Below are 24617 nucleotides of genomic sequence, written 5' to 3'. Positions count from 1 at the left end.
AATTTAGATAGGACGTAACTGCTTCAAACGGACAGCCGAAAAGAATGCCAGCGCAAAAATGACTAAGGCACTTATCAAAATTTGCCAAATATTCGTTTCTTTATTGAGTGGCTTAGCTTCAAACAATGGGAAGTTTTCAACATCAGTTTTAGTCACTGGTTTGTCAAAAAACATAAAGTCATAGAAGAAGTAACGGATCTGTTGATGATATTCAACCACCTGCAAACGATAATCAGCTTGATCAGCGCTGCTGGTATTTGCGAGCTGATTTAATTTAAGCTGAAAGAACAAGGCCGGAGACAGCGCACTCAAAGTTTGTAGCGTTTGCTGACGCGCTTGATTATTGTCGCGATACGCTTGCCATAACTGAGCTACCTCTACATCACTCAAATGCTGCTGTGCATAATACCATTTCCAATCAAATGCCTCGCCAAGTGGCGCGGTATCTTGCCAATTAGGCTCATGCTGCAAAAACGTGTCTAAAGTTTGCTGCTTATCTTTATCCCAGCCATCGTTTAGCGTGACGCGCTGTGTCAAGCTCATTTCAAGGGGAGCATCAGTCTTGTACTGGTTAGACAAATATAAGTGCACAGCGCTTGGTACTAACATGGCAAAAACCACCCAGCTACTCAGGTATGCCAAACTGTTAAACACGCTTGTTTTGCCAAAGCTCATGATCAAGGTAGCAATGGCGAACCAAAACACCATGTATAAGGTGCTTGCCAGCAGCACAGTCCAAAAAATGCCATCAAATGGCAATGATAAGAGCATCGCCGCACTGACCAATAATAAGATCACCAATAACCAGATCACAGCAAAACGCAGCGCCAGCTGCTTTGCAACCTGACTAAATGCACTTTTTGGCAGTGCATTTAGCATTCGCCAGCGCCCTGCATGTTGCTCATCAGAAATCAAAGTAACGGTTAAGATACCTATAACAAGGGGCAACAGATACACTAAGACAAAGCCAAGATCTAACCCCCCTGTTCGCTGCTGCGCAGGGTTGACTATTTCTCGATTAAATATTTGGCTTTGCAATGCAGTAGCACGCACTTTAGAGGCAACCATAGATGAATGACTTTCACCGACAAACAACGCAGCCCACGGACTGAGTTTCCACTCTGTTGGTGCGCTGGCATAATAAGCCAAAGAACCTGGAGCTGGCAGAGTCTCTCTTTTATTAACGTGTTCACGCTCTTTTTGAAACACGATTTTAGATTTGTACTGATCAATGCGCAGTGTTTTATACCCTTGTGCACCTTGATAAATTGCAAATACACCGGCTATCACAAAAAGTAGCAATACAAGTTTATTGATAGCCCCTGAAAACAGTCGCTTACACTCAAGTTTAAACAGTAGCATAAACTCTCCTTTGCATCCCTTTAGAATTTAATGAACCAAACATCACTAAAACCACCAATAAAGGCAGCAACCAAGCCACAGAAAACGGGCTCAATGACCAACCAAGCACAGGTGATTTATAAGTAAAGGCTTCAAACTCCTGCCAGTACGATTTATCAATGCGCTGATCCCTGTCATTGTGATGATCAATTTCTTCTGTATGCAACTTATTGAGTTTTTGAATACGCGCATAACGGTGCGCTTCTGCTTGTTGCTCAAAGTCTAAAAAGTGTCTCGTATCAGTACGCGTGAGCGCCATTGAAAAATCTCGTACAAACAAATAAGGATTCAACCAATAAAACTGGCTAACAAAACGCTGCTGCGCTGAGAATTGCTCAAGCTGTTTTTCGTAATGCTTTTTATATATCTCAGCATTAAGCTTTTCGCCCTCTTGCATTACCAACCCTTTGTAATTGACTGGCAGCTCCTCGACCGTGCTCACGCCATATTTTTTCAATGTGTCTTCACGGAACTTATTAAAGTAAGGATCGTTCGGATTGTGACTGTCCCCGACTTTACGGTTATCCAGTTTAATGGCTAACTCAAAGTCATTGCGCTTTTGATGAGGGTACTGATTATGTGCAAATTCAGCCAGCATGCGCGGCATCAAAATAGTCAAAATAAACCAAATAGACGTTAATAACACCAAAGCTTGCTTTGGCGCTTTTACTAAACTAGAAACAAACAGTGTTAAGCCAATCCAAAATAGGCAATAAAGCACGTAAACGGTGAATAACAACAATAGCCTAAGTGGCGCTTCAGATGAAAATGCGGCACCTGTGCTTGCCGCCAATACCAGCGCCAAAATAAAAACAGGCAAAATAAAGATCACGGACAAGAATAAATAGCTTAAGCTTTTTCCTGTGACTAAATCTCGAAATGACACGCCCATAGACATAAGTTGGCGTAAAGTCCCGCTTTTTTGCTCACCACTGATGCTTGCAAAGCCCAGCGCAATAATGAGTAACGGCCAAATCGTTAATAAGATATTGGCACTACTTAGCTCTGAAAATCGCAGTAAGGTCCCACCATCTTGATCATTGGCAAAATTAGCACTGTTTTGCTTATGTGCTTCTAAGAAAATGCTGTTGCCAACCCAAGAGTTCACCCCTAAATCAAAAAAGCTTAATGCGCTGGGCGTACGAAAAGCAAAGTGACCAAAATGCGCCACTCGGTGCGGGTGCCTATCGGGCTGCGCTTCCCACTGCTGCTCAACAAGTGATTGGGCTTTTGCCTGCGTTTGCGCGTTATGTTGATACTGCTGCCAACCTGTGAATAACGCGATTGCCAGCAATAATTGGATCATGATGAAGATCAACCACAAGCTAGGGCTTTTACGCTTACTGGCTAATTCGTGGCGAAATATCTTCATTACTCTGTGATTTATCATGTAATTATATTTCCTGTATGAACACAGCAGTGTTTAACCTACTGTCACGACGACTGCTTAGCTTGCTTCGCGGATAACACTTTTACCTGAAATCAACTCATGGTAAGTATTTTCAAGTGTCTGCAATGGCAGTTGTTTGTTATCAAGCAAGGTCAGCAATGTACCTTTGTCCATGATCCCAATTTTGTCGGCTAACGTGTGCGCACAATAAAAGTCATGCGTTACCATCAAAATCGCAGCGCCTTTTTTCGCAAGCTGCTCGATGATGCGGATAAACTCCAAGGTCGCACTTGGATCAAGGCCTGACGTCGGCTCATCCAATAAAAGTACCTTTGCTTGTCGAATGATCGCAAAGGCAATGCCGACTTTTTGCCTCATGCCTTTCGAGTAATTTTTTAAAGATTGTGAGCGCGCACTTGGCTCCAAACCTGTCTCATCCAAAGCCGCGTTGATTTGCACCTCAGTCACAGATAAATCGGATAAACTCGCCAAATACTTAAGATTATCAATGGCATTAAACTCTTGATACAAATTGACTTGCTCAGGTAAGTAAACAAGCTTTTCTTTTGAGCCTTTGCTGCTGTGTACATCCACACCATCAATCAAAGCTTGCCCGCTATCTGGCTGTAAGAAATTCAGAAAAATATTCAGCGTGGTACTTTTTCCTGCACCATTTGCACCTAACAGGCACATGATTTGGCCTTCTTCAACATTAAAGCTAAGGTCGTTAATTACCTGCTTATCTGAAAAGGATTTTTTTAAATTTTTGGCTTCTAACACAAAACACTCCTTATACTAAAAAATTCCGCCAAAGCGACAACCACCTAGAATTTAGGTATTTCTCATCGCTCGAGCGGAACTTAAAATAGACGACTACGTCAATATTGCTTAGTTATAACATAACATTTGTTGATTAAATAGAAACATTTATCATTTAGCCTGTCGGCACTAAGAAACTAGCCGTGCCTGTAAATGCGCCACCTTCAACATGGATCTGTGCATTTTTGTAGTACACCAGATCTTTTGAAAGGTGTTTTTTACAGTGTTTTGGGAAAAAACCTTCAAAACGGACTTCTTCTGTGGTGTTAATTGTGCGTTTAAATTTAATATCTAAACCTCGTATATACACTTCACCAGCTTTTTCACTAAGCTGATTGTCCCAGCAACCGTATATAATCCCTAGCTGAGAAATCCAAATCATCGCGCTTTGCGCACTGAAATGAAATTGACCGTCTCCTGGCATCTGAAAGTGCTCGACATTAATTCTGCCGTCGATGTAACCCGGCTCTAACGACACCGAGCTAAACGACATGCGTTCTTCACGCCAACCATTTTCTAAATAGTCAGACATATAAGCACGTTGCTGCTGTGGGGTGAGATGAATCATTTAAAGTTCCTTACTTATTGGGTAGATGTGCTGGTTGCGTTGCTTTGCGATTCTTGGGTTGCAGAAGCGCTCAACACTGTGTTCAGTATTGCTGTAATAAGGCCAATTAGAATTAGGCAATACCATGCTAGATGTTCACTGATATTGGATAAATCAAACGCGACACCGACCACGCTGCTGCCTGCAATGAGGCCCACTCCCGCGAATAGATAGAAAAAACCGTAGTGCGTAGCGACTGACTTGTCTTTTGCCAATTCGGAGATCTCGCTCATAATAAACGGGAAACTCACCATAGTACCTAGGGTAAAAATCACAGCTAACACACTCAGTGGCAGGTAATACAACACCCCGTGCTCATATGGCCAAGCGGGGATGAGCGTAGCGAAAGACAGACCCATCAATGCGATACCGATACTTATCCACTGCTTTGGTGATAGCCAACGTTCGCATAGTTTGGTGACAGGAAATTGTAAAAAAATCGAGATCAAAGCACATAGAGTCAATACCCAAGCGACATCTTTCGCACTACCTTGTTGGTCAACAATATGCATTGGGATTGCGAATGAGATCTGGTTGATAAGCATAAAATACCCTGCCATTACCGCAGAGAACTTTAAAAATGCACGATTACCCAATACACCAGCTACCATTGCTTTCACGCCACCATTTTGAGAGGTCGCAGAGGACTTATCATCACTGTCGCTTTTATCTTGCTTTTGACGCTCAGGGATCAACACTGTGAATACCAGTGCAAACAATGCAAATGGTAATGCAGAGACAATGCATAACATATCAAAGCTAATGTTGAGTAGCAGTACCCCGCAAACCGGGCCAAGTAGCTCGCCACCGTTTCGCGCAACCCCCACTAAAGAGAACATTTGCGCGCGGCTGAGCACTTTTTGCTTTGAAAAATAAGCCTGTGCCGCCGGAGTAAATAACGCACCAGCAAAGCCCGTTAAAAATGCAGCAAGAAACAATAACGCGGTTATGTCTGAGAATAAAAACAGACAAAAGCCAACTGCACGTAACAAGCAACCAATAACAATCAGCTTCTTTTCACCAAATAGATCTGCGAGTAACCCACCAACTAGGAATAAGCCCTGCTGGCAAAATGAACGCACACCTAAGACAACCCCCACCAAGGTGGCACTGAGTAACAAATCTTGCTTTAAATATCCCGCCAAAAACGGGATCAGCATGTAAAACCCGAGGTTAAACACAAAGGCAGCAACCAACATCCACCGATACTCAGCCGAAAGCCGCAAGTAAGAACTAAAAATTGACATAAGTTACTCTGGCTTTTGCGCAATTAAAATTGAGTGAAAGTTATCTGCATAGGTTTGGATTTTCAGTTTGAGCTGAAATGGCGCAAGACCTTGCTCATCAATGCTTGGATATAACAAGGTGCGTAAATTATAAGCTGTACGAACAACCAGCTGTGCACCCGGCTTCATCTGTGCATACAAGTGCGCAATGATTTTCTCTTTCAAAGACTCATCACCGACTAAGGCCGCAAGCCAAATCACGTCATATTGGTCAAGATTACCTTGCTCACAAATATCATTGTGGATAAATTTCATTTGGTGCTGTTGTGACAGTGCATCGCACACCTGCTGACCCAATAATAGATCTGGGCCATTGATATCAAGGTTATCAACACTCAAGCCACTTTGATGTAATGCCAGTGTCGTTAATGGCAATGCGCCCGAGCCAACCATTAATACATTCTTGACCGGCGTCGCTGCCAATGAGTGGATCGCGTTTATCTCCAACCCTGTGGCCCGTTGGTAATGTTTGTAATACGGATATTCGTTGCTCAAAGTCAACTTTGAATCTGAACTTTGAACGATACGCTCTGCCCAATGTCGCTCATATAAGCTCGATGCCTGACTGAACAGTTGCTGGATCCCAGGTTTTATCGCTTGGATCTCTTGTTGCGCCAAAACATTATCTGCAAAGTCACTGCCATGCTCATTAGAAAGCAAGTCCAAAAACTGATGAAACGTCGTCATATTGTCTGGGGTGATCTCAAGTGCGGACATTGACTTGATATGTTGGAATCCATCCACGATTTTAGTTGCGTGAACGAGTGCCTGATTTGAAATATTCATAACGAAGAATTTACTATATTGCCCCTGTTTTATGTTATAACATAACTTACAAGTAACCTTGATGTAAACCAATTAAGATGAATAAATTCATTCTACTTAATAACTTACATTTTATGTAAACATAAAATTTACGATTAAAATAAATACAGACAGAGTCTTTTTTCATGGGAATAAATAAAAATAAGTCTTATTATCATACACATACAAGGCGATTACTGGTCTTGCTTGCTGTATTAATTTTAGGCGGTTCAGCGTGCGCAGCACTCCTTATATTCGGAAAAAAAGAAGTCGCAGTATCCCCGCGCATAGACACTCGCCCAACAGTTGTGACACAGCCTTTAACTATTGTTGATTATCGGACAAAGCTTTCGCTTTCTGGTGTATTGCAACCGAGCGAGCAAACCGACATTGCGTTTGAACTCAGTGGCAAAATCGTGTGGTTAAATAACAAGTTCATTGAGGGCGGGATCGTCAAAAAGGGCGAAGTTTTAGCTTCACTTGACCCGTTTGATTACGAGACTGAAGTAAAAGACAAACAAGCAAATCTAGCACTTGCACAAGCAACTCTGTCTGAAGAACTGGCTAAGGCAGCTGTCGCTAAAAAAGAGTGGGCACATAACCCCAATACCACCGAACTTGCACTGAGAAAGCCCCAAGTAGCGAGCGCCAAAGCTCGCTTAAAAGCTGCGCAAGCAAGCTTAGAGAAAGCCAACAAAAACCTTTTAAGAACAAAATACTATGCACCATATGATGCACTTGTAACCAACCGACATACGGGGCTTGGGCAAGTCGTGTCTAAAGCGCAAGCACTAGGCCAGCTGGTGAATTTAAGTTATGGCGAAATGCATGTACCCATTGCTGGATTTGACCGTCCATTTTTACCAACCTTGCCGATCACAGACGTCCAAATAAGCACCGGCAGCATTGAAAGAAACGGCGTTTTAACACGCCATACGGGCCGCTTTAATGAGCAAACACGCATGGCATACTATGTAATAAGAATTGACGACCCCTACGCATTACATAGCGATAATACCCCCTTGTATTTTGGTCAATTTTTACAAGCCAATGTCAATGGAATAACGCTTGAAAACGTCCTCAAAATACCGCAAGCACAGCTTAAAAATAAGGCGGTATGGTTACTAGATGAGAGTCAAACTCTGACCAAGTATTCTGCGCCTGTACTTCGCCAAGAGCAGGACTTTGCACTGATAGCCGCCCCCAAACAGCAACGCTATCAGCTTGTGACACGGCTCCCTGAATATCCACAGCATGGCATGCAAGTAAAACAACAAACCGCTAACGTGCAATTGGCAGACAAAGGAGATAACCAATGAGTCAGCGTCCAGGTTTGATAGGTTACTTTGTTAATCACCCTGTTGCCGCTAACTTAATGTTATTACTGATTGTTTGCATGGGGATACTTGGCTACAACAGTATTCAACGGCAAACCTTTCCAATATCAGATAGCAATAAGGTGACCATCAGAGCAGTACAGCTTGGTGCATCAGCTAAAGAGATAGAAGAAAACATTTTGATAAAAGTCGAGCAGGCCTTGAAACCTCAAGTGGGGATAAAGCGCATTGTCAGTACCGCTTCTCCTTCCGGTGGCCATATCGAAATTCAGCTCCATAACAACGAAAACGTGGCCTCACGACTAGATGAGATCAAGTTAAAGCTCGACAGCATCGCAACTTTTCCAAACGATATGGAACCCTTGTTGGTGTATGAAAATGTGCAAAGGCAACGTGCATTTAGCGTCGTTGTATCGGGCTTGGATGACCCAGTGTCATTAAGGCGGCTGGGAGATGAACTGAGAGATGAATTATTACAATTGAAAGGGATCTCTCATGTCGACCTATCTGCGATGCCTGACTATGAAGTCGCCATAGAAATCGCACCTGATAAACTAAGAGAATACAACCTAACCCTTGCACAAGTTGTAACAGCACTGCGGGCTCAATCAAATAACCTCTCCGCAGGACAAATTAAAACTGCCAGCGGTAACATCTACCTTAGAATGCAATCCCGCCAATACACTGGTCTGGGGATAGCAGAAGTGCCGATTTTAACCGGCTTGCTAGGTGAAAAGATTTACCTAAAGGACATTGCTATTATCAAAGACGGCTTTAAAGAGTCACTCAATCAGGGGCGATTTAACGGTAAGCGCGCTCTGTATATTATGGTATTAGCTGATAAAGAGCAGTCACTTACACAAGTTGTGGACACCGTAAAGCCATACATTGAGCGCAAGCGCCAAACACTGCCAAGCGAAGTAGAGATTTACGAATTTGTCGACGTAACCTACTACCTAGATGGCCGATTAAATATGATGTTAAGCAACCTAGCTCAGGGTGCCCTACTCGTCTTTATCGTACTCGCAGTGTTTTTACGCACCCGACTGGCCATTTGGGTCATGTTAGGCCTACCCGTTGCCATGCTCGGCGCATTCTGGTTGATGCCGTTACTCGGCGTCACCATGAATTTGGTTTCATTATTTGCCTTCATCATGGTGCTCGGCATTGTGGTAGACGACGCCATCGTCATCGGTGAAAGCGTGTGTGAGCAAATAGAAAAGCATGGACACTCTAATCAGCAAATCATTCTCGGTACGCAAAAAGTCGCCATGCCTGCCACATTTGGCGTGTTAACAACCATCGCTGTATTTATGCCCTTTATGTTCAGCACAGGTCCCAACTCAGGTCAATTTATTGCCATTGCTGGCGTGTGCATCTTATGTTTATTTTTCAGTCTTATCGAGTCAAAACTGATTTTACCTGCTCACCTCGCTTCTACTCCTATGCCTAAGCTGTCTAGCACACACTGGCGTTCGCGCTTTAATAATCACTTTCAACAAGGGTTAAACAAAAGATACGTGCCGATGCTTAAGCTATGCATCAAACATAGGTATGCGGTGATCACAGGCTTTATCTTGATGCTGGTTTTTTCAGTGAGCCTGCTTATCAGTGGCCAAGTTCGCTTTACGCCAGTACCTAAAGTGCCGCATGACTATCCGTCGATCAACATTCAAATGAATAATAACGTCTCAGAGGCGCAGACACTGGAAGCGGTAAGGCAAATTGAAAGCTTGATTCAACGAGTGGAGCAAGAAATACAAGCTGAAACAGGCAAAATCATGGTCGATGCCATGTATACACGCGTTGATCATCTGACTGAAGCTGAAGTTGTCACGCCGTTAGTCGCCGAAGCAGACAGACCTTTTAATACCTTTGAATTAGCCAGGCGCTGGCGAGAAGCCCTCCCCACTATACCTGGAGTTAAAAAGTTTACTATTGAATCAGATGTCATTGATATTGCGGAGAAAGGAGACTTACAGTACCAGCTGTTTGCACACGACATCGCAACTTTACAACTGGCAAGTAAGGACTTCATCGACAAACTAAATAGTGTAGACGGCGTACACAGTGTTTTTTCTTCACTTGATAGCGCACAAACTGAATATCAAGTGCAGCTCAAGCCATTGGCACACCAATTACAAATCACCGCAAGTGATGTGACCTCACAACTTGCAGCCCGATATTTTGGTATAGAGATGCAGCGTGTAATGCGTGAAGGGCAAGAAGTGATCTTTATGGTCAAAGGCGTACATGCTGATCGTGAAAAAGTCAGTGAAATAAATAGAACGCTCATTACACTCCCCAAAGGCGAACAGGTATTTTTTGGTGATATTGCCACAACCGTCGAAGTACCTGGGATCTCGGTGATCACTCGTGAGCAAGGCCATCAAGTTATCACTATCAGTGCCAATGTCGACGAGCAAGTATCAGCCATCAATGACGTCGCTAAATTAATCGAAGAGACACTTCTGCCTCAGCTTAAAGTAAAACATCCGGAGCTTATGACACAGCTCGGCGGTGCGCTATTAGAGCAGCGTAAAGAGCAAAGCCAAGTGGTCAGCTTCGCCATTGTCGGACTGTTAGTTGTCTATGTATTACTCGCACTGCCGCTACAAAGTTATGCTCAACCTGTTATCGTGATGTCGGTTATCCCCTTTGCCTTAGTCGGTGCGCTATGGGGCCATTTCATTTTAGGCTATAGCCTAAGCATGATGTCTATTTTTGGTATCATCGCCGCAGCTGGCGTTGTGCTCAATGACTCATTGGTCATGACACATGTGATAAATAAAAGCCGAACTCTGGGTCAAGATATTAAAGACGCGGTCATCGATGCGGGTGTGTCCCGTTTTAGAGCCATATTTTTGACATCTTTGACCACGTTTTTGGGCTTAGTCCCTATCATGTTTGAATCAAGCTTACAGGCGCAATTTGTTATTCCAACCGCCATTTCTCTGAGCTTCTCAGTACTCTTCGCCACATTTGTTACCCTAATAATGGTACCTTGCTTATATGTCGTACTAGAGGACATCAAAGGAATATTCAGTAACATACAACGGCGCTTGATTTCACAACAAGCATAAAAAAATGCCTTGGTAGGGAGACTTACCAAGGCATTTTGTTAAGACTTATTAGTCTCTGTCGTTGTTCTTAAAACTGATAAGACGTAGACAGTAATACTTTACGAGGCTCACCAGGCTGCACCCAGAACTGCGTATAAGAGTTCGTAAAGTGTTTGCGATCAAAGGCATTATGGACTTGTGCTTTTACTGACCACTGAGCATTAATATCATAATTAGCGAATAAGTTAGCTGTCACGTAAGAAGGGAGGTAAAAGTCAACACCACGTTGGCCTAGGCGCTCATCCACATACTGAAGACCGCCACCGACGGTCAGTGCATTGCCACTTACCACATACTCTTGACTGACTTGCAAGCTAGCCGAATGCTCTGGAATGTTTAACAGATCATCACCTTGTTTAATCGACACATAAATAGCTGAATCGACGTAGTCTTCCTCAACCTGTGCGTCTAGGTACATGTAAGAGAATTTCACTTTAATATCCGCGGGTAATTGACCGGCGATATCCAGTTCGTAACCTGCACTACTTGCTTTACCAATCGAAAGCCCTGCGCCTCGGTGATCAGGGTTAGGATCTGCAACAATGATATTCTTCTGCTCATTATCAAAATACGCTACGGCAATATCTAAATTATTATCAAGTAGAGACAACTTAGTACCAAACTCTAGTGAATCTGTTTCGTTCAAATCAAATACATTGCCTTTGAAGTCAGCACCAAGATTCATACGATACCCTTGGCCATAAGAGGAATAGACAGACCAATTATCAGCGACTTGATATACAACACCCAGTTGCGGGCTAAAACGCGTTTCAGAATGTTCTGTATAAATATCTCTACGTTTGTCATCTAAAGTTTGCTTCATTGAATCAAAACGACCGCCAATACGCACTTGCAATGTATCACTCAATTCAATCTGGTTTTGGATGTACAAACCTGTCGACCACTGATTTTCTTGAGTAACAACGGCGGGGAGACGTTCACCCGGCGTTACTTGACCATAAACTGGGTTATGCACGTTGATCGCATATAGATCTTGATCCGAAGCAGTCGGTGATACTGGTACACCTCTGGCAACTAAGTAGGCTCTATCATACTCAAATCTATCATAGTCAACACCTGCAATGATGTTGTGCTTGATTGAACCTGTTTCAAGCTCGCCCGCCACTTCGAAACGCACAACATATTGATCCGTATCATAATGGCGCTCACGGTGCTGTCTAGATAACGTTTGTCCGTCAAAGTAGAACTTTTGATGCGATGGTAAAAGTTCTACATCACTTGAGAAGCTGTCTAATTCAGTTTGGCGATACGCAGCGGCAGAGCTCAGCTCCCATGTATCGTTTAGGTCATAATTCCACTGTAATTGATGACCTAGGACACTGGTTGTTGTAGGGCCATCACTGGGCTCACCTAAAAAGCGTTCAATTGGCATGAACTCAAAATTCCCCCCAACGGCAATGATACCGCGGTCAAATGGGATCTCATTCTCAGCATACTCTAAATCATAAAAAATTTGCGAGCGTTCGCTTTGCTTGAAGACCAATGACGTCATTAGACCATGCTTTTGCGTTTCAATGGTGTCACGGAAGCTATCTTCCTCTTGATAAAACCCAATAAAACGGCCAGCTACATCATCACTAATGACCGTATTCACGTCAGCCTCAAAACGGCGGTATGCGCGGTTACCTGCGGTAAGTTGAACCGAGCTTGCATCATCAAAAGTGGCTTTTTTAGTTACAAGGTTAATTGAACCACCAGGCTCACCTCGGCCATACAGTGCAGCTTTTGGCCCTTTTAAAACTTCAATACGCTCAATGCCAGATACATCACGTGGCCCTGAAAAGCCACGTCCTGCATTAAATCCATTTACCAAGTATCCACTTGGTACATTTTCGTCACCGAAGAATCCGCGAATAGCATAGCTATCCCAAAGGCCACCTAGACTATTTTGGCGGCTCACAGAAGCTGACATATCGAGCACATCTGTCAGATCAGTTAACCCTGTATTTTCAATTAACTGCGCATCAAATTCAAAAATCGCTTCTGGCGTTTCAAGATGAGAAAACTCACCACGATAAGCTTGACGCTCACCTTTGACTTCGATTGTTTCGATGCTGTTTTGAGCTTGTGCAGAGAAAATAGCAGCAAGAGAGAGAGTAAGTACGCTTAAACGGCAAGCATAGTTAAGGGGTTTCATTACAAATCCTTTATTTGATATGTTATAACGTTTTTAGGTACTTTAACATGTGTCAAAGCCACTGTTAAGATCTATTCGCAATAACGCACCATCAATCATCAATTTGTAACCTTCTGATTTACCTGCTTAACTACTTTAATAAAATAAAAAGTAATATCGCGATTTTACGAAATTAAATTTCATTAAAATATTTTAATGGTTAAATGTTTGACTTAAATAAATATAATATTTAAATTTAAAACTTCTTAAAACATGAATAATTAATAATAACAAGGAAAGAAAATGAAAAATTCAACTATGTTAGCGTTAGCTTTAACAACTGGCTTTTTTGCAAACTCTGCCTTTTCAGCAGAGTTGGTATGCCGTGTTAATTCATTAAATGGTCAGTCACATAATAGTGGCACTTCAAATTGTTGGGCTATGGATTTTAGTTTCAGAAATTCATCGAGCGGCGTTTTTTATTTAAAAGATGTGACAAAACCAATCGAGAGAGTTCAATGGAACAACAATCGTAGTTGCAGTGGTACACAGTGTGCGGTTACAGTACGATCATTCCAATATAAAAGCATGACAGCACATATTTTTTATAAAGACGGCACCTCTGAGTTGACTAATAGAGCTGTAATGTTTTATGAAAATGGCATGTAATAAAATAGGCTCACATTAGAGAAAATCACTAGAGCTTTATCAAAAGCTCTAGTGATTAATATAATAAAAACTTTAATTTTAATTATTATAAATATTACTTATAATTAAAACATAAATGAGTTTTAAGCTTTCACATCTCAAAAAGAGCACCGTCGCTTCTGCTACATACCTTTACTCAAGCGCTTGTATACTTGACATTAAAATTTGGCTTATGATTACCGCTTGATAAGCAAGCTCTCAGTGTTGCAACCGCATATAATTACTCAAAACATAGTCGATAATCAGGCTTTTTCGGATTATTTGGAAAGTCCAACCCCTCAACTGGGTAACTATTTTTAGAAACTTTTACATTCGACATGAGAGATTTATTGATGAAGGTGATCTCTACTGTTTCTGGAAAATCAATTGAATCAACATATCTACCATAGTTATTACCATGAATATGTACAATGTAAAAGTGCTCTGATATGGCTTCAATGAACTGATTGAACTCATTACTTTTTGTATCTAAGTTGTGGAACTCCGCCGCTACAACATTTATTCTGTTAGCATGTTTACATAAATCGCCGATTACCTGATACTCAGCGCCTTCAATATCCATCTTAAGAAATACAGTATCACTTTTACTACCGCAGTATTGTTCGATTAGTTCATCTAAGCTAATATCGAGCTGATCAGACTTATCACTTACACGACGCTTTAAATGAATATTTTTATCGCGAAAGAACGAGTAGAAAAAGACACAATTAAGTAAGCGAGTCCAATATTTATTACGTTTATCATGGCGAAACAAAATTGTATTAATTAAGGACTTAACACTATTTTGTAACGTCTTTTTAACGATAAAACCAAGGCCTACAGTATAATCAACCCCAACCACTTTAGAGTTAGGGTTCTCCATTTGAAACTCTTTATCAAATTTCCAGTCATCATTGATCCCAAGAGACAACAATGTATCAGTACCTGATATATAAGATTTTGGTACAACGTAGCCACCATCAAACTTGTTTCCCATACGAATAAGATCTGAGCAATGGTTTGGCTGTAGCGCTGGCTTATTAATTGACATTTTACTTCCTGGAATGTTCCTTATGAAGGTTCAAATATTAACTTTGCACAATTTAATTTACAAGTATAGGTACATTTTAAAATGTAAAATACATCAAAAAATCCAAAAATAAAATATAAATATTTTCATTTAAATATGGAAATAAAAATCATAAAAAGCTTGTTAAAAAGATCTTAAAAACACAAGATTCAACCAGATGGACGTTCGCATTTTATCCAACTAACTTTATCAGCATGACATGATCTGTATAATTATAAAGCCCTAAATAACCAAATTTACTTAAACCTAATTTATTTCAGTAACGGTATCGTAAAAAAGCTATAAGACAGTCTCAGGAACGATTAAATCCCCTTCAGTCATAACAAATAGTTCACCTGTTAAATTCAGAGTCTTACCAACATATAATCAAGACCATAAAGTGAACTTTAAAACTACCTATGAGTTACTGTAAATTACTCTATATGCTATTCGATAAGGGATATAGATATGCAAATATCAGCTTTTATATCGATTTATCTCTAATTTTTTTATGTTCATAGCAGTCCTAAATATAGTCTCCACCACTTCATTCCAACTAATTAAGAAAAAATTTACTCAAAAATTTTGAGTAAATAGATTCACAATTCTTACAAAACACTTATTTGAATTAATTTAATTTAAATTTGATTAATTAAAAGTCTTTACAAACACATCTAATTGATTAAAATGCGCCCCGACAATTAGTAATGATAATTATTTTCAACAAGGATTTAATGATGATTAAAGCACTACTTTTTGCCGCATCAGCAGCGGTGTTCGCAACTTTCCCACAGCAATCTCAAGCTATTGGCGGCTATGTAGATGTACTTTGCTATAAAAATGACACTTTGATATTCAACCTACGATTTTCTGGGTATGAGACTGACTATATTATTCGTACGATAGATCACTGCGAAAGAAGACTTGGAGGGAAAGCCAAAACACTTGGTTCTAGTTGGTAAAGGGTATTAAAACTCTCAATTAAGCAAAATTAAAAACTGTTCCATACCAATCTAATCAATTAATAATAAAATTTATATAAAAAGGAATGACAATGATTAAGCCAATTCTTTTCGCGCTTACAGCAGCAGTAGTTTCTGCAATGCCAATGGAATCACAAGCATTTTCTAGCGGGTTCAAGGTTACATGTTTTAAAGACAATAAAATACTGTGGAGTTTTGATTTCTTGCATGGGGAAGAATCTTATGCGTCTCGTGCAGCTTACCACTGCGAAACAAGACATGGCGGTAAGGCACATTGGAGTTATTAATTCCAATAATAGAGAATAGCCCCATTAGGTGGCTATTCTCCAAATTTACAACACCTACTGTTCTGCTGTAATTGAAAGTGTATTTTGCAATGTGTCTTGAGGGCCTACTTTTGCAGCTCCACCAATCACATATAATGTGTTATTCAAGGTAACAGCACCATGTCCATGACGTGCTTGAGGCAAATCGGGTAGTGCTTGCCATTGATCCATTTTTGGGTCATAGCTCCAAGCATTCGAAAAAGCCTCCCCTTCTTGCCATTGATGATTTGGCCCAAACACTTCTCCACCAGTGACAATGATTTTTTCATCCAGCACACTCGCGGACAGCCCTGCTGACGCGATAGGTAATGGGCTTAAGGCAGTCCAAGTATCCATTTTCGTGTCATATACTTCAACGTTAATTAGATTTTTACCACCCTGTGCCAAAGAGCGTCCACCAATGACATAAATCTTACTGCCAATGACAGCACTTGCAGCAGAATTTCGCTCAATACTCGCGGGCTTTGCTTTTCGCCAATATGCATTATTAACGAGCACATAATGCGCGTTGGAATCTACCTTCTTGCCAGTCTTTGAAGAGACTGTTTTGCCACCAATAACATGGATGTACTTTCCGACATTGGCATAAACAGACTCCGCTAGCGGAATAGGGAGTGAAGGCCCTGAGCGCCAACTCTGAAACTTGCCATCCAATCTGAACACAGACCTTTTTATTTTCCACGCATCATCTTTAGGCCCTGAATACCCTCCGATCCCATAAATATAATGTCTATTACTCACCATCCCCAGATGGTGACGACGTTCGGGTAATGAAGGGGCTGTCTGCCAACGTTCAGTTGAAGGGTTTAACAAATAAACATCTTTACTCGGGCCCAGACCATGAAAAGACGGCGTTTTTGATGGAGTAAAGCCACCCCCAACGATGATCCGCTCCTTAAATACCGCGGGATAGATCTCTTGCAATGGTATAGGTAAAGAAGGCGCTTGTTGCCAATAAGCTTTTTTATCATCAACTGCTTCTGTGCTTGCCCATACACTAGCAACGTTCAGGCCACTGAATAATAAGCAAAATTTCACCAATAAATATCTTTTCGCAGTTAACAAATGCATTCGCACTCCTTAGTATTTGGTTGTCTGTATTTATACCGTTATTCTCTTACTCACGATCAGTGTAAGCGTATTGGCATCTACATCACTGTTAAATAAATAACACACCCTAAATAAGAGTAGATATAAATGCGCCAAATCGCTGTAAATTAAGTTGAATTCCATAGAAGTAATAGCAAGTTTACTTTCGGCCACTTGTCTACAAAAAGCGTCTCACTCATCAAACTTTTTATACTGGCACTCAAAACCCTTTTACAGTTCAATGCTCATAAATACAGAGACCAAAACAGGACACCTTTTTGTCTACACGACCTCAATGCGAGTCCCAACCAAGATGGTAAAAAATTGCAACAACCATACCTACGAGCAATACAAAGTAAGTTAGCTGACTTAATGAAAAAGCGGCACAGCTAGGGTTGAAACCAATAGAATATATGATTAAAAATAGACTTTATAAGGCTTGAGTTTGCATCATAGTTGGTTGGCATACATTAACAACCAGTTTATTGAACACCAATGAGAAAGAATACATTTGAAGCAGACGCATAAGAAATATATCTATTTAAATCATCACCTTCCAGTCATAAAATTATTAATTAAACTCTAAAAAAACACCCCATTAAACTTTACATAAGAATTACACACACTTAATATACAGCGAGTTTTATCTACTATATCTAGTATTAGGGAAATTATGGATGTTTTAGACACCATCATCTATTCCGGTATGTGGGGTGTGATTTTACTTGCACTTGTGCAAGCAATGCACAAACCTAAGCAACCACAAACAACGTATCTCATCGCGCTATTATTCTTGCTACTTATACATGTTAGCGGAGAGCTCGTCATTTATACGGGTGCATATCAGTACTTTCCTGCATTGGTAGGAATGCAAATGCCTGTACGAATCCTCCTTGGTCCAGCTTTATTTTTTTATGCATGCGCCACTATGTCGCCAACGCTTGCGATTTCTAAAAAAAGCTACGCATTAGCCATGATAGGGCCTGTTGTGGCTATTCTTGTGATGTTGCCATTTGCTATCGGATTCACATCAGCCGAAAAACTTGCTTTAGCAGATCCCGCAACACGTAACCCAGAGCACTTTAAAATCGCGTTATACACCTGTGTTGCCAATATGATTGTATTTATGGTGTTTAATGCCTTTTACTTCATCAAAGCACTGCAAGTACACGCCAGACACCGTCAGCAATTATTGGAACGCTTTGCAGAAATACAATCAAAATCTCTAGACTGGTTTAGGATCATGCTCGTGTTATGGGGCATTGTTTGGCTTTGCTACTCGCTATCTTACGTACCAACCCTGACTGGTTGGAAACTGCCATGGTTAAAGCTTTTACCATTTTTTGAAGCTGCCGTTTTACTAGCATTCGCTCAATTAGCACTTAATCAGCCAATCTTAACCAAAGAGGATAAAGGGCAGCCTATTTCGATACAATCGAGAACGGCAACATTAAGCCAAGCAAAAATGGACGCGATATCAGATAATTTAAAAGATATCATGACGCAAGAACAGATATTTATGGACGAAGAGCTGTCTTTAAACAAACTTTCAAAGGCCATTAGTGTCAGTGAGAACCATATTTCTGAGACCTTATCGCAGCAACTTAAAACCAACTTTTTCCAATTTGTTAACGGATACCGGATTGCTGCAGCTGAAAAACTCCTACAAGAAACCGATAAACGCGTCTCGACCATTCAATATGAGGTTGGGTTTAATTCAAAATCAACGTTTAACACAGCGTTTAAAAAAGCAACAGGATTAACCCCTTCACTGTATAGGAAGCAAGCCGCGTTTATAACTCACTAAAATATATACGAATAAAAAGACCGAACGGGCCCATTAGGACGATCTAAACACAATTTACGACAACAATAGACCCATCTTAAAAACGCACTGTCGACATGCACACTAAATAAAGCATGTCGGCAAGCAAAAAAATAAAAGGGTTTTATTTATGTCTACTTTACTTGCTACACGTATTGCCGGATTACTTATCCTGATCTCAACCAGCTCATTTATGTATGCCGATTCCATCATTTATGAGCTACTCACTAAGCCAGACTTTTTAGAGCAAGCAGCCCTTAACAGATCATCACTGGCGTTTGCAGCATTATTAGAGTTTATTAACTGTGCTGCGGTCATTGGCATGTCCATTCTGATTTACCCGACTATCAGACAATATAGTGAACGCATTGCCATCGGATATGTGAGTGGTCGTTTGATTGAAGGCGCAACCTTGATCACCGGTGCAGTAACGCTGATGACATTGATTGCCATGGGTAAACAGGTCATTGACAACCCAGATGTATCGAGTGAATACCTTTATATGATGGGCAGTGCGCTAAAATCTGAGCGTTGGTTTGGCTTTTTAATGGGGATGTTTTCTTTAGGCTTGTGTGGTTTTTTACTGAACATCACTTTATACCAATACCGCCTAATTCCAAGAGCCATTTCAGTACTTGGCATGATTGGTTACGCAGTTTTACTACTAAAAGTCGCTTTTGATTACTTTGGTTTTGATTTCTCAGGTGCTTGGATGTATATCCCAGGTGGCATATACGAACTAATCTTCCCACTATGGATGATTTTCAAAGGCTTTGATTTAAGCGCAAAACCAAAAGCACAATCTTAATTAATATAAAACCCACCAAGGAAGCTAAATACGGCTTCCTTTTTCTGTTTTTAAGCGCATCCATTGCAATCCCCTCCCCCGACAAACTCCGATAGCCCATAAAGTATCTTGTTGAAAACTTAAGCCACAATCGCGCTTTAATAAAACACTCACATGACTGACCTGATGACCCCTATCTGACTTACGTTCAGGCGTTGAAGGAAGTCATGATTGAAGCGACCGCTATTCTTTAAGGTGTGCCTTATGTCGATTGACGTTTTTAACACAAGACAAGCTGAAACCTATCACGCTAGCAATACGGGCATCAACATGATGACAAATAAACATCGACTGGGAATAAAAACACTAGCATTAAGAAACATAGGCTTATACGTAATAAGATTAAACAGATCCAATTAAATTAGCACAATTAGATAAAGACAAACCGACTTCCAACGGCTTGATGACAAAATTAAAGCGTCATACTAAAAAGCTCGCTCACAGATATCGAATTACTTTTGTCCCAAATGGCCTCCGAGCGAAATAGATTCTTGTGAGCCATTCATTGGTACAACCCTGAGTTTAATTAAAAGTGACAGTGCAATGCATACTGAACGATAACAACTGATTTGTCTGCATTTTATCGAGAGTAAACAAAAACCTTTTATAACTCACTAAAATATATACGAATAAAAAGACCGAACGGGCCCATTAGGACGATCTAAACACAATTTACGACAACAATAGACCCATCTTAAAAACGCACTGTCGACATGCACACTAAATAAAGCATGTCGGCAAGCAAAAAAATAAAAGGGTTTTATTTATGTCTACTTTACTTGCTACACGCATTGCCGGCTTACTTATCCTGATCTCAACCAGCTCATTTATGTATGCCGATTCCATCATTTATGAGCTACTCACTAAGCCAGACTTTTTAGAGCAAGCAGCCCTTAACAGATCATCACTGGCGTTTGCAGCATTATTAGAGTTTATTAACTGTGCTGCGGTCATTGGCATGTCCATTCTGATTTACCCGACTATCAGACAATATAGTGAACGCATTGCCATCGGATATGTGAGTGGTCGTTTGATTGAAGGCGCAACCTTGATCACCGGTGCAGTAACGCTGATGACATTGATTGCCATGGGTAAACAGGTCATTGACAACCCAGATGTATCGAGTGAATACCTTTATATGATGGGCAGTGCGCTAAAATCTGAGCGTTGGTTTGGCTTTTTAATGGGGATGTTTTCTTTAGGCTTGTGTGGTTTTTTACTGAACATCACTTTATACCAATACCGCCTAATTCCAAGAGCCATTTCAGTACTTGGCATGATTGGTTACGCAGTTTTACTACTAAAAGTCGCTTTTGATTACTTTGGTTTTGATTTCTCAGGTGCTTGGATGTATATCCCAGGTGGCATATACGAACTAATCTTCCCACTATGGATGATTTTCAAAGGCTTTGATTTAAGCGCAAAACCAAAAGTGAAAATTTAATAAATATATTAGTGGTAATAATATTACCCACAATACCATCAGCAGAAAAAACACTTTGAAAAAAACGATTGAACAAATTAAAAACATATGCTTTTATAATCAAGCACAAGATTGTGCAAATAAATTCAAGGAATATTATAATGATTAAACTTAATAAAAAAACCATATTAAAAGTTGTTGGTGGTTCTAAATGTATAGGGCCTCATACAACTGCTCCAATAGAAGGTGTGTTAGGAAGCATTTCGCAGTGTCGTAACTGTGATAAGCCACCCGAAACAAAATAAAATTAAGCTTACATAACATAAGCTTAAAATAGAGCAGGCATTTGTACACTGCAAAATGTCTTAAATCTTGGAATATAGATTAAGGTAAAAACCTGCTCTTACCCCTACTAAGAAATTCAACTCTACTAAAAAACGCTTGTCACACACATAACAAAGCGCATAAAAAAACTCAAAAAATAAAAGTAAAAATAAAAATAAATTTTAAAATAATAACAACCACACCTAAGATAGAATTAAATATTTAATATAATTAAGTCGTAAAAACCACCAAAATTATAATTATACATCGAGTGCCATTTATAAAACCAAATTATTGTGAACCACAAGTTGAAAACATTATTTCGAAACATGCGCCTTTTTCGTACTCTGGGCAATATCGAATACTGCCTTGCAAAACATATGTGACTAGATTAAAAACCATATATAGCCCCAGCCCTACCTTCCCCTGATGTCGTGCAGTGGTATAAAACGGCTCAAACATATGCGCTATCGCTTGCTGCTCAACCCCCCTTCCATTGTCAGTAAAGCGTAGAATCACTTGCTCTTGTTCGGTGGTGACATCTATTGATATGTGTCCCGCTTTTCCTTCAAGCCCATGTAGCAGTGAATTGAAATACAAGTCCTCAAAAATCTTACCGAGCGCTTGAGAGTCACACTGTACCATGCAGTTTTCTGGACAATCTATCTCAACAATCACATCACTGTCCTTACCATGAAACCCAATAACCCCTTCAATACAAGCTTTAAGGTCAATGCGACTTTCACTACTAACGTATTCATGAGCTGACGCTTGCTTAAAGCGCTTAATGAGTTGAGCGGCTCGCTCCGTATTACTGTCTATCAACTCAATACTCGATAAAGATACATCAATAAAGGACTTTGTATCACTGAGTGTTAACTTGCTGGCTTCTAGCTTAGACTTAAACTCATACAGCTCTTTTAGTAATATAGAGCTGGCGGTAACCGTCGTGCCAAGCGGTGTATTTAATTCATGAGAAACCCCTGCAACTAAACGCCCTAAAGACGCCATTTTTTGTGCTTCAACTAAGTTGGCTTGTGTTGATGTCAGCTCTTCGAGTATCTCTGCCAACTCATCTCTTGATTGCTTTAAGCTTAAAGTCCGCTCTTCAACTCGCTTCTCAAGCGTTGCGTTTAATTCAGCCAATGCCAACTCCGATGCTTTAATTTCAGAAATGTCTTTAATCGTGCCACTAACTCTGAGCACAGTACCATCTTTTGATCGGGAAGTGACCTTCCCCCTATCTGAAACCCACAGCCATCGTCCACTTTTAGTCATGACACGATAGTTAACTTCGTAAAAGTCACTGTCGCCTTCAAGGTGGCAGGTAAATTTACTGTGCAAACGTTCATAATCATCGGGATGAACACTGGATTTTATGGCATTTAAATCGGTGCCAATTTGCTCACATGGCAAGCAGAGCTTATTCATCTGGTTATCTCTGGTTATTACACCTGTTTGTAAATCCCAATCCCACAACTCATCACCACTCCCCCAAAGGGCATGGCTTAACCTTTCTTTTACTTCACTAACTTGCTTTAGTGCCGCTTGTTCAACTCTGAGCTGTTTATTTTTGGTGCGCCAAAAATAACTAAAAGACAAAAAGCAAAACACAAATAGCATACCGATTAAAAAAACCACTTGTTGTACAGCTTGCTTTTCAATTTCAAGGTCTTTGATGCGATTTTGTTGGACTAAACTGGCTATTTCTCGCTCTTTTTCTCTGACACCAAACTCAATCGCCAACGCACTGATCCGGTATTGATTATTCTTCTCTTCCCATTTATTTTTTAACGTTAAATAGTCTTTGATGTGCGCCAAGGCTTGCATATGCATGCCTTGTTGTTCAAATATAGCGGCGACTTCAAGCTGGCAGTCCATGAGTAAAGCCTCTCTTTGATGTTCTTGAGCAATCTCTATCGCCCGCAAATAAGCCTCGATCGCACTCTGTGGCTGTTGTCTGACCAAATGCAGTTTCGCCAGCGCCTGATGGATCTCTGCAATTCTATCTTCCCAAGGTGAACCTTGATACAGCGAAATACTCTGTGTTAAATAACGCTCAGCTAATTCAAGTTGCCCGGTATCAATGTACAGACGCCCTAAGTCTAGGTAAGTAGAAATATTTGGATCTGGTCTATTTATTTCTTTTTTCAAAGCCACCGCTTCTTTGAGCATTTGCTCTGACTTTTTAAAATCTCCCGCTTCTCGATACACACTACCAAGTCGGTTATAGGAGTGGATCATGCCAAGCTTATACCCTAGCTTTTCTTTGAGCCTTAAGGACTTCAGGTGCATCTCTATTGCTTTTTCAAACTTGCCCACTTCATCAAAATAAGTGCCCATGTTGCTATAAAAAATGGCTTGTTGATTAGGGTTATTAAGTGTCAACGAAATTTGGATCGCTCTTTTTTGATGAAATAAGACCTTTTCGTATAAGTTCATTTTCCTGTAAAGAGACGCTAAACTTTGATGAATAGATGCCGCCATGGTCGGATTTTTCAGCTTGCGGTATAAACTCAAACTTTGTAAATAACTGCCAAGAGCTGCTTCATAATCTCGCGTTTTACTGTCTAAATGTCCAGAAAGACGATGCGCATTTGCTAAGTAGCCCTCAAACTTTCCCAGTTTCGCCTGCTCTATCACATCAATTAATCGCGCTCTAGCCAAGTCATATCTGCGCTGGCGAATGGCAATATCTGCCAGCACAATTTGCACACGCAGCTCGTTTGTCATGACGGTGCTCTTTTGAGCAAACTGCTGAGCTTGTAAAGCGACTTCATTGGCTTTGTTCAAATCGCCATAAGATATATAGGCACGAGACAGATGGCTCAATAATCTTGCAGACTGATCATGGCTTGGATGTTGCTCTAAAAGTTGAAGCCCTTCACCGGCATATTCAAGTGCTTGAGGTGTATTGTAGTGAAAGTTTTTTTGTACATAATCGATAATCGCTTCGATTTTTTCAGTGCCTTGACTATTTTCAATATTTTTAACAAGCTGCTCATTGGACAAGGTGGCAAACGCAAAGCTATTGAAAAATAGCACGATAATACAAAATACAGCAGCATGTATGTTCAAGGCTAATCCAGACATCGTTACAACCTGTGTTTTGTGCTCAAGCAACTAAAAAAATCTTATCTG

19 protein-coding genes are annotated in these 24617 nt (G+C 40.6%); 9 read left to right on the top strand and 10 right to left on the bottom strand.

Features of this window, described 5'->3' with window-relative positions:
• Positions 1-3: 3 nt before the first annotated feature.
• From L1077_RS20380 to L1077_RS20355, 6 genes are all read right to left on the bottom strand, one after another.
• Positions 4-1362, bottom strand: a complete 1359-nt coding sequence (locus L1077_RS20380) for a DUF3526 domain-containing protein (RefSeq protein WP_237138743.1) — start codon at positions 1360-1362, stop codon at positions 4-6.
• Positions 1349-2791: an ABC transporter permease gene (locus L1077_RS20375; RefSeq protein ID WP_237138742.1), complete on the bottom strand. Its 1443-nt coding sequence runs from the start codon at positions 2789-2791 to the stop codon at positions 1349-1351. Before L1077_RS20375 ends, L1077_RS20380 begins: the two co-directional genes overlap by 14 nt.
• Before the next feature lie 57 nt (positions 2792-2848).
• The gene (locus tag L1077_RS20370; protein ID WP_237138741.1) at positions 2849-3571 is read right to left on the bottom strand and encodes an ABC transporter ATP-binding protein; all 723 of its coding nucleotides are present in this window, start codon (positions 3569-3571) and stop codon (positions 2849-2851) included.
• Positions 3572-3725: 154 nt separating this feature from the next.
• Positions 3726-4178, bottom strand: coding sequence for a hypothetical protein (locus L1077_RS20365; RefSeq protein WP_063363560.1), 453 nt, complete (start codon positions 4176-4178; stop codon positions 3726-3728).
• Positions 4179-4192: 14 nt separating this feature from the next.
• Positions 4193-5464, bottom strand: coding sequence for an MFS transporter (locus L1077_RS20360; protein ID WP_237138740.1), 1272 nt, complete (start codon positions 5462-5464; stop codon positions 4193-4195).
• Positions 5465-5467: 3 nt separating this feature from the next.
• Positions 5468-6289, bottom strand: coding sequence for a nicotianamine synthase family protein (locus tag L1077_RS20355; RefSeq protein ID WP_237138739.1), 822 nt, complete (start codon positions 6287-6289; stop codon positions 5468-5470).
• Positions 6290-6453: 164 nt separating this feature from the next.
• Here L1077_RS20355 and L1077_RS20350 point away from each other — a divergent pair, with 164 nt between their 5' ends.
• Positions 6454-7626 (top strand): efflux RND transporter periplasmic adaptor subunit, encoded by a 1173-nt coding sequence (locus L1077_RS20350; protein ID WP_237138738.1) that lies wholly within the window; start codon positions 6454-6456, stop codon positions 7624-7626.
• Complete coding sequence (locus L1077_RS20345) at positions 7623-10727, top strand: efflux RND transporter permease subunit (RefSeq protein WP_237138737.1); 3105 nt, start codon at positions 7623-7625, stop codon at positions 10725-10727. Before L1077_RS20350 ends, L1077_RS20345 begins: the two co-directional genes overlap by 4 nt.
• Before the next feature lie 67 nt (positions 10728-10794).
• On the opposite strand, the gene L1077_RS20340 is transcribed toward L1077_RS20345, so the two are convergent.
• Positions 10795-12924, bottom strand: a complete 2130-nt coding sequence (locus L1077_RS20340) for a TonB-dependent siderophore receptor (RefSeq protein ID WP_237138736.1) — start codon at positions 12922-12924, stop codon at positions 10795-10797.
• A 282-nt stretch (positions 12925-13206) separates the two neighbouring features.
• On the opposite strand from L1077_RS20340, the gene L1077_RS20335 reads away from it, so the two are divergent.
• Entirely contained in the window at positions 13207-13572 is a 366-nt protein-coding gene (locus L1077_RS20335) for a hypothetical protein (RefSeq protein ID WP_237138735.1), read from the top strand.
• A 259-nt stretch (positions 13573-13831) separates the two neighbouring features.
• Here the strand turns inward: L1077_RS20335 and L1077_RS20330 are convergent, their stop codons facing one another.
• The gene (locus tag L1077_RS20330; protein WP_237138734.1) at positions 13832-14641 is read right to left on the bottom strand and encodes an FkbM family methyltransferase; all 810 of its coding nucleotides are present in this window, start codon (positions 14639-14641) and stop codon (positions 13832-13834) included.
• Positions 14642-15393: 752 nt separating this feature from the next.
• Here L1077_RS20330 and L1077_RS20325 point away from each other — a divergent pair.
• Positions 15394-15621: a hypothetical protein gene (locus tag L1077_RS20325; RefSeq protein WP_237138733.1), complete on the top strand. Its 228-nt coding sequence runs from the start codon at positions 15394-15396 to the stop codon at positions 15619-15621.
• 92 nt (positions 15622-15713) lie between these two features.
• Complete coding sequence (locus tag L1077_RS20320) at positions 15714-15929, top strand: hypothetical protein (RefSeq protein WP_237138732.1); 216 nt, start codon at positions 15714-15716, stop codon at positions 15927-15929.
• 54 nt (positions 15930-15983) lie between these two features.
• Here L1077_RS20320 and L1077_RS20315 read toward each other — a convergent pair whose 3' ends face one another.
• A complete protein-coding gene (locus tag L1077_RS20315; protein WP_237138731.1) occupies positions 15984-17039 on the bottom strand; it encodes a Kelch repeat-containing protein in 1056 nt (351 codons plus the stop codon).
• Between the two features lie 691 nt (positions 17040-17730).
• Here L1077_RS20315 and L1077_RS20310 point away from each other — a divergent pair.
• The 4 genes from L1077_RS20310 (at position 17731) to L1077_RS20295 (ending at position 21457) form a co-directional block, all read left to right on the top strand.
• Entirely contained in the window at positions 17731-18864 is a 1134-nt protein-coding gene (locus L1077_RS20310) for a helix-turn-helix domain-containing protein (protein ID WP_237138730.1), read from the top strand.
• A 148-nt stretch (positions 18865-19012) separates the two neighbouring features.
• Positions 19013-19690: a DUF4386 domain-containing protein gene (locus tag L1077_RS20305; RefSeq protein ID WP_237138729.1), complete on the top strand. Its 678-nt coding sequence runs from the start codon at positions 19013-19015 to the stop codon at positions 19688-19690.
• Between the two features lie 805 nt (positions 19691-20495).
• Positions 20496-21173 carry a DUF4386 domain-containing protein gene (locus L1077_RS20300; protein ID WP_237138728.1) on the top strand — a complete coding sequence of 226 codons (678 nt, stop codon included), beginning with the start codon at positions 20496-20498 and terminating at the stop codon, positions 21171-21173.
• Positions 21174-21313: 140 nt separating this feature from the next.
• A complete protein-coding gene (locus L1077_RS20295; protein ID WP_237138727.1) occupies positions 21314-21457 on the top strand; it encodes a hypothetical protein in 144 nt (47 codons plus the stop codon).
• Positions 21458-21767: 310 nt separating this feature from the next.
• Here the strand turns inward: L1077_RS20295 and L1077_RS20290 are convergent, their stop codons facing one another.
• A complete protein-coding gene (locus L1077_RS20290; RefSeq protein ID WP_237138726.1) occupies positions 21768-24569 on the bottom strand; it encodes a tetratricopeptide repeat protein in 2802 nt (933 codons plus the stop codon).
• Positions 24570-24617: the final 48 nt, after the last annotated feature.

The organism is Pseudoalteromonas luteoviolacea (genome assembly GCF_021654285.1).
Classification (GTDB): domain Bacteria; phylum Pseudomonadota; class Gammaproteobacteria; order Enterobacterales; family Alteromonadaceae; genus Pseudoalteromonas; species Pseudoalteromonas luteoviolacea_J.
Note: the sequence above shows the minus strand (reverse complement) of the source record. Positions and strands in the feature narration are given on the sequence as shown.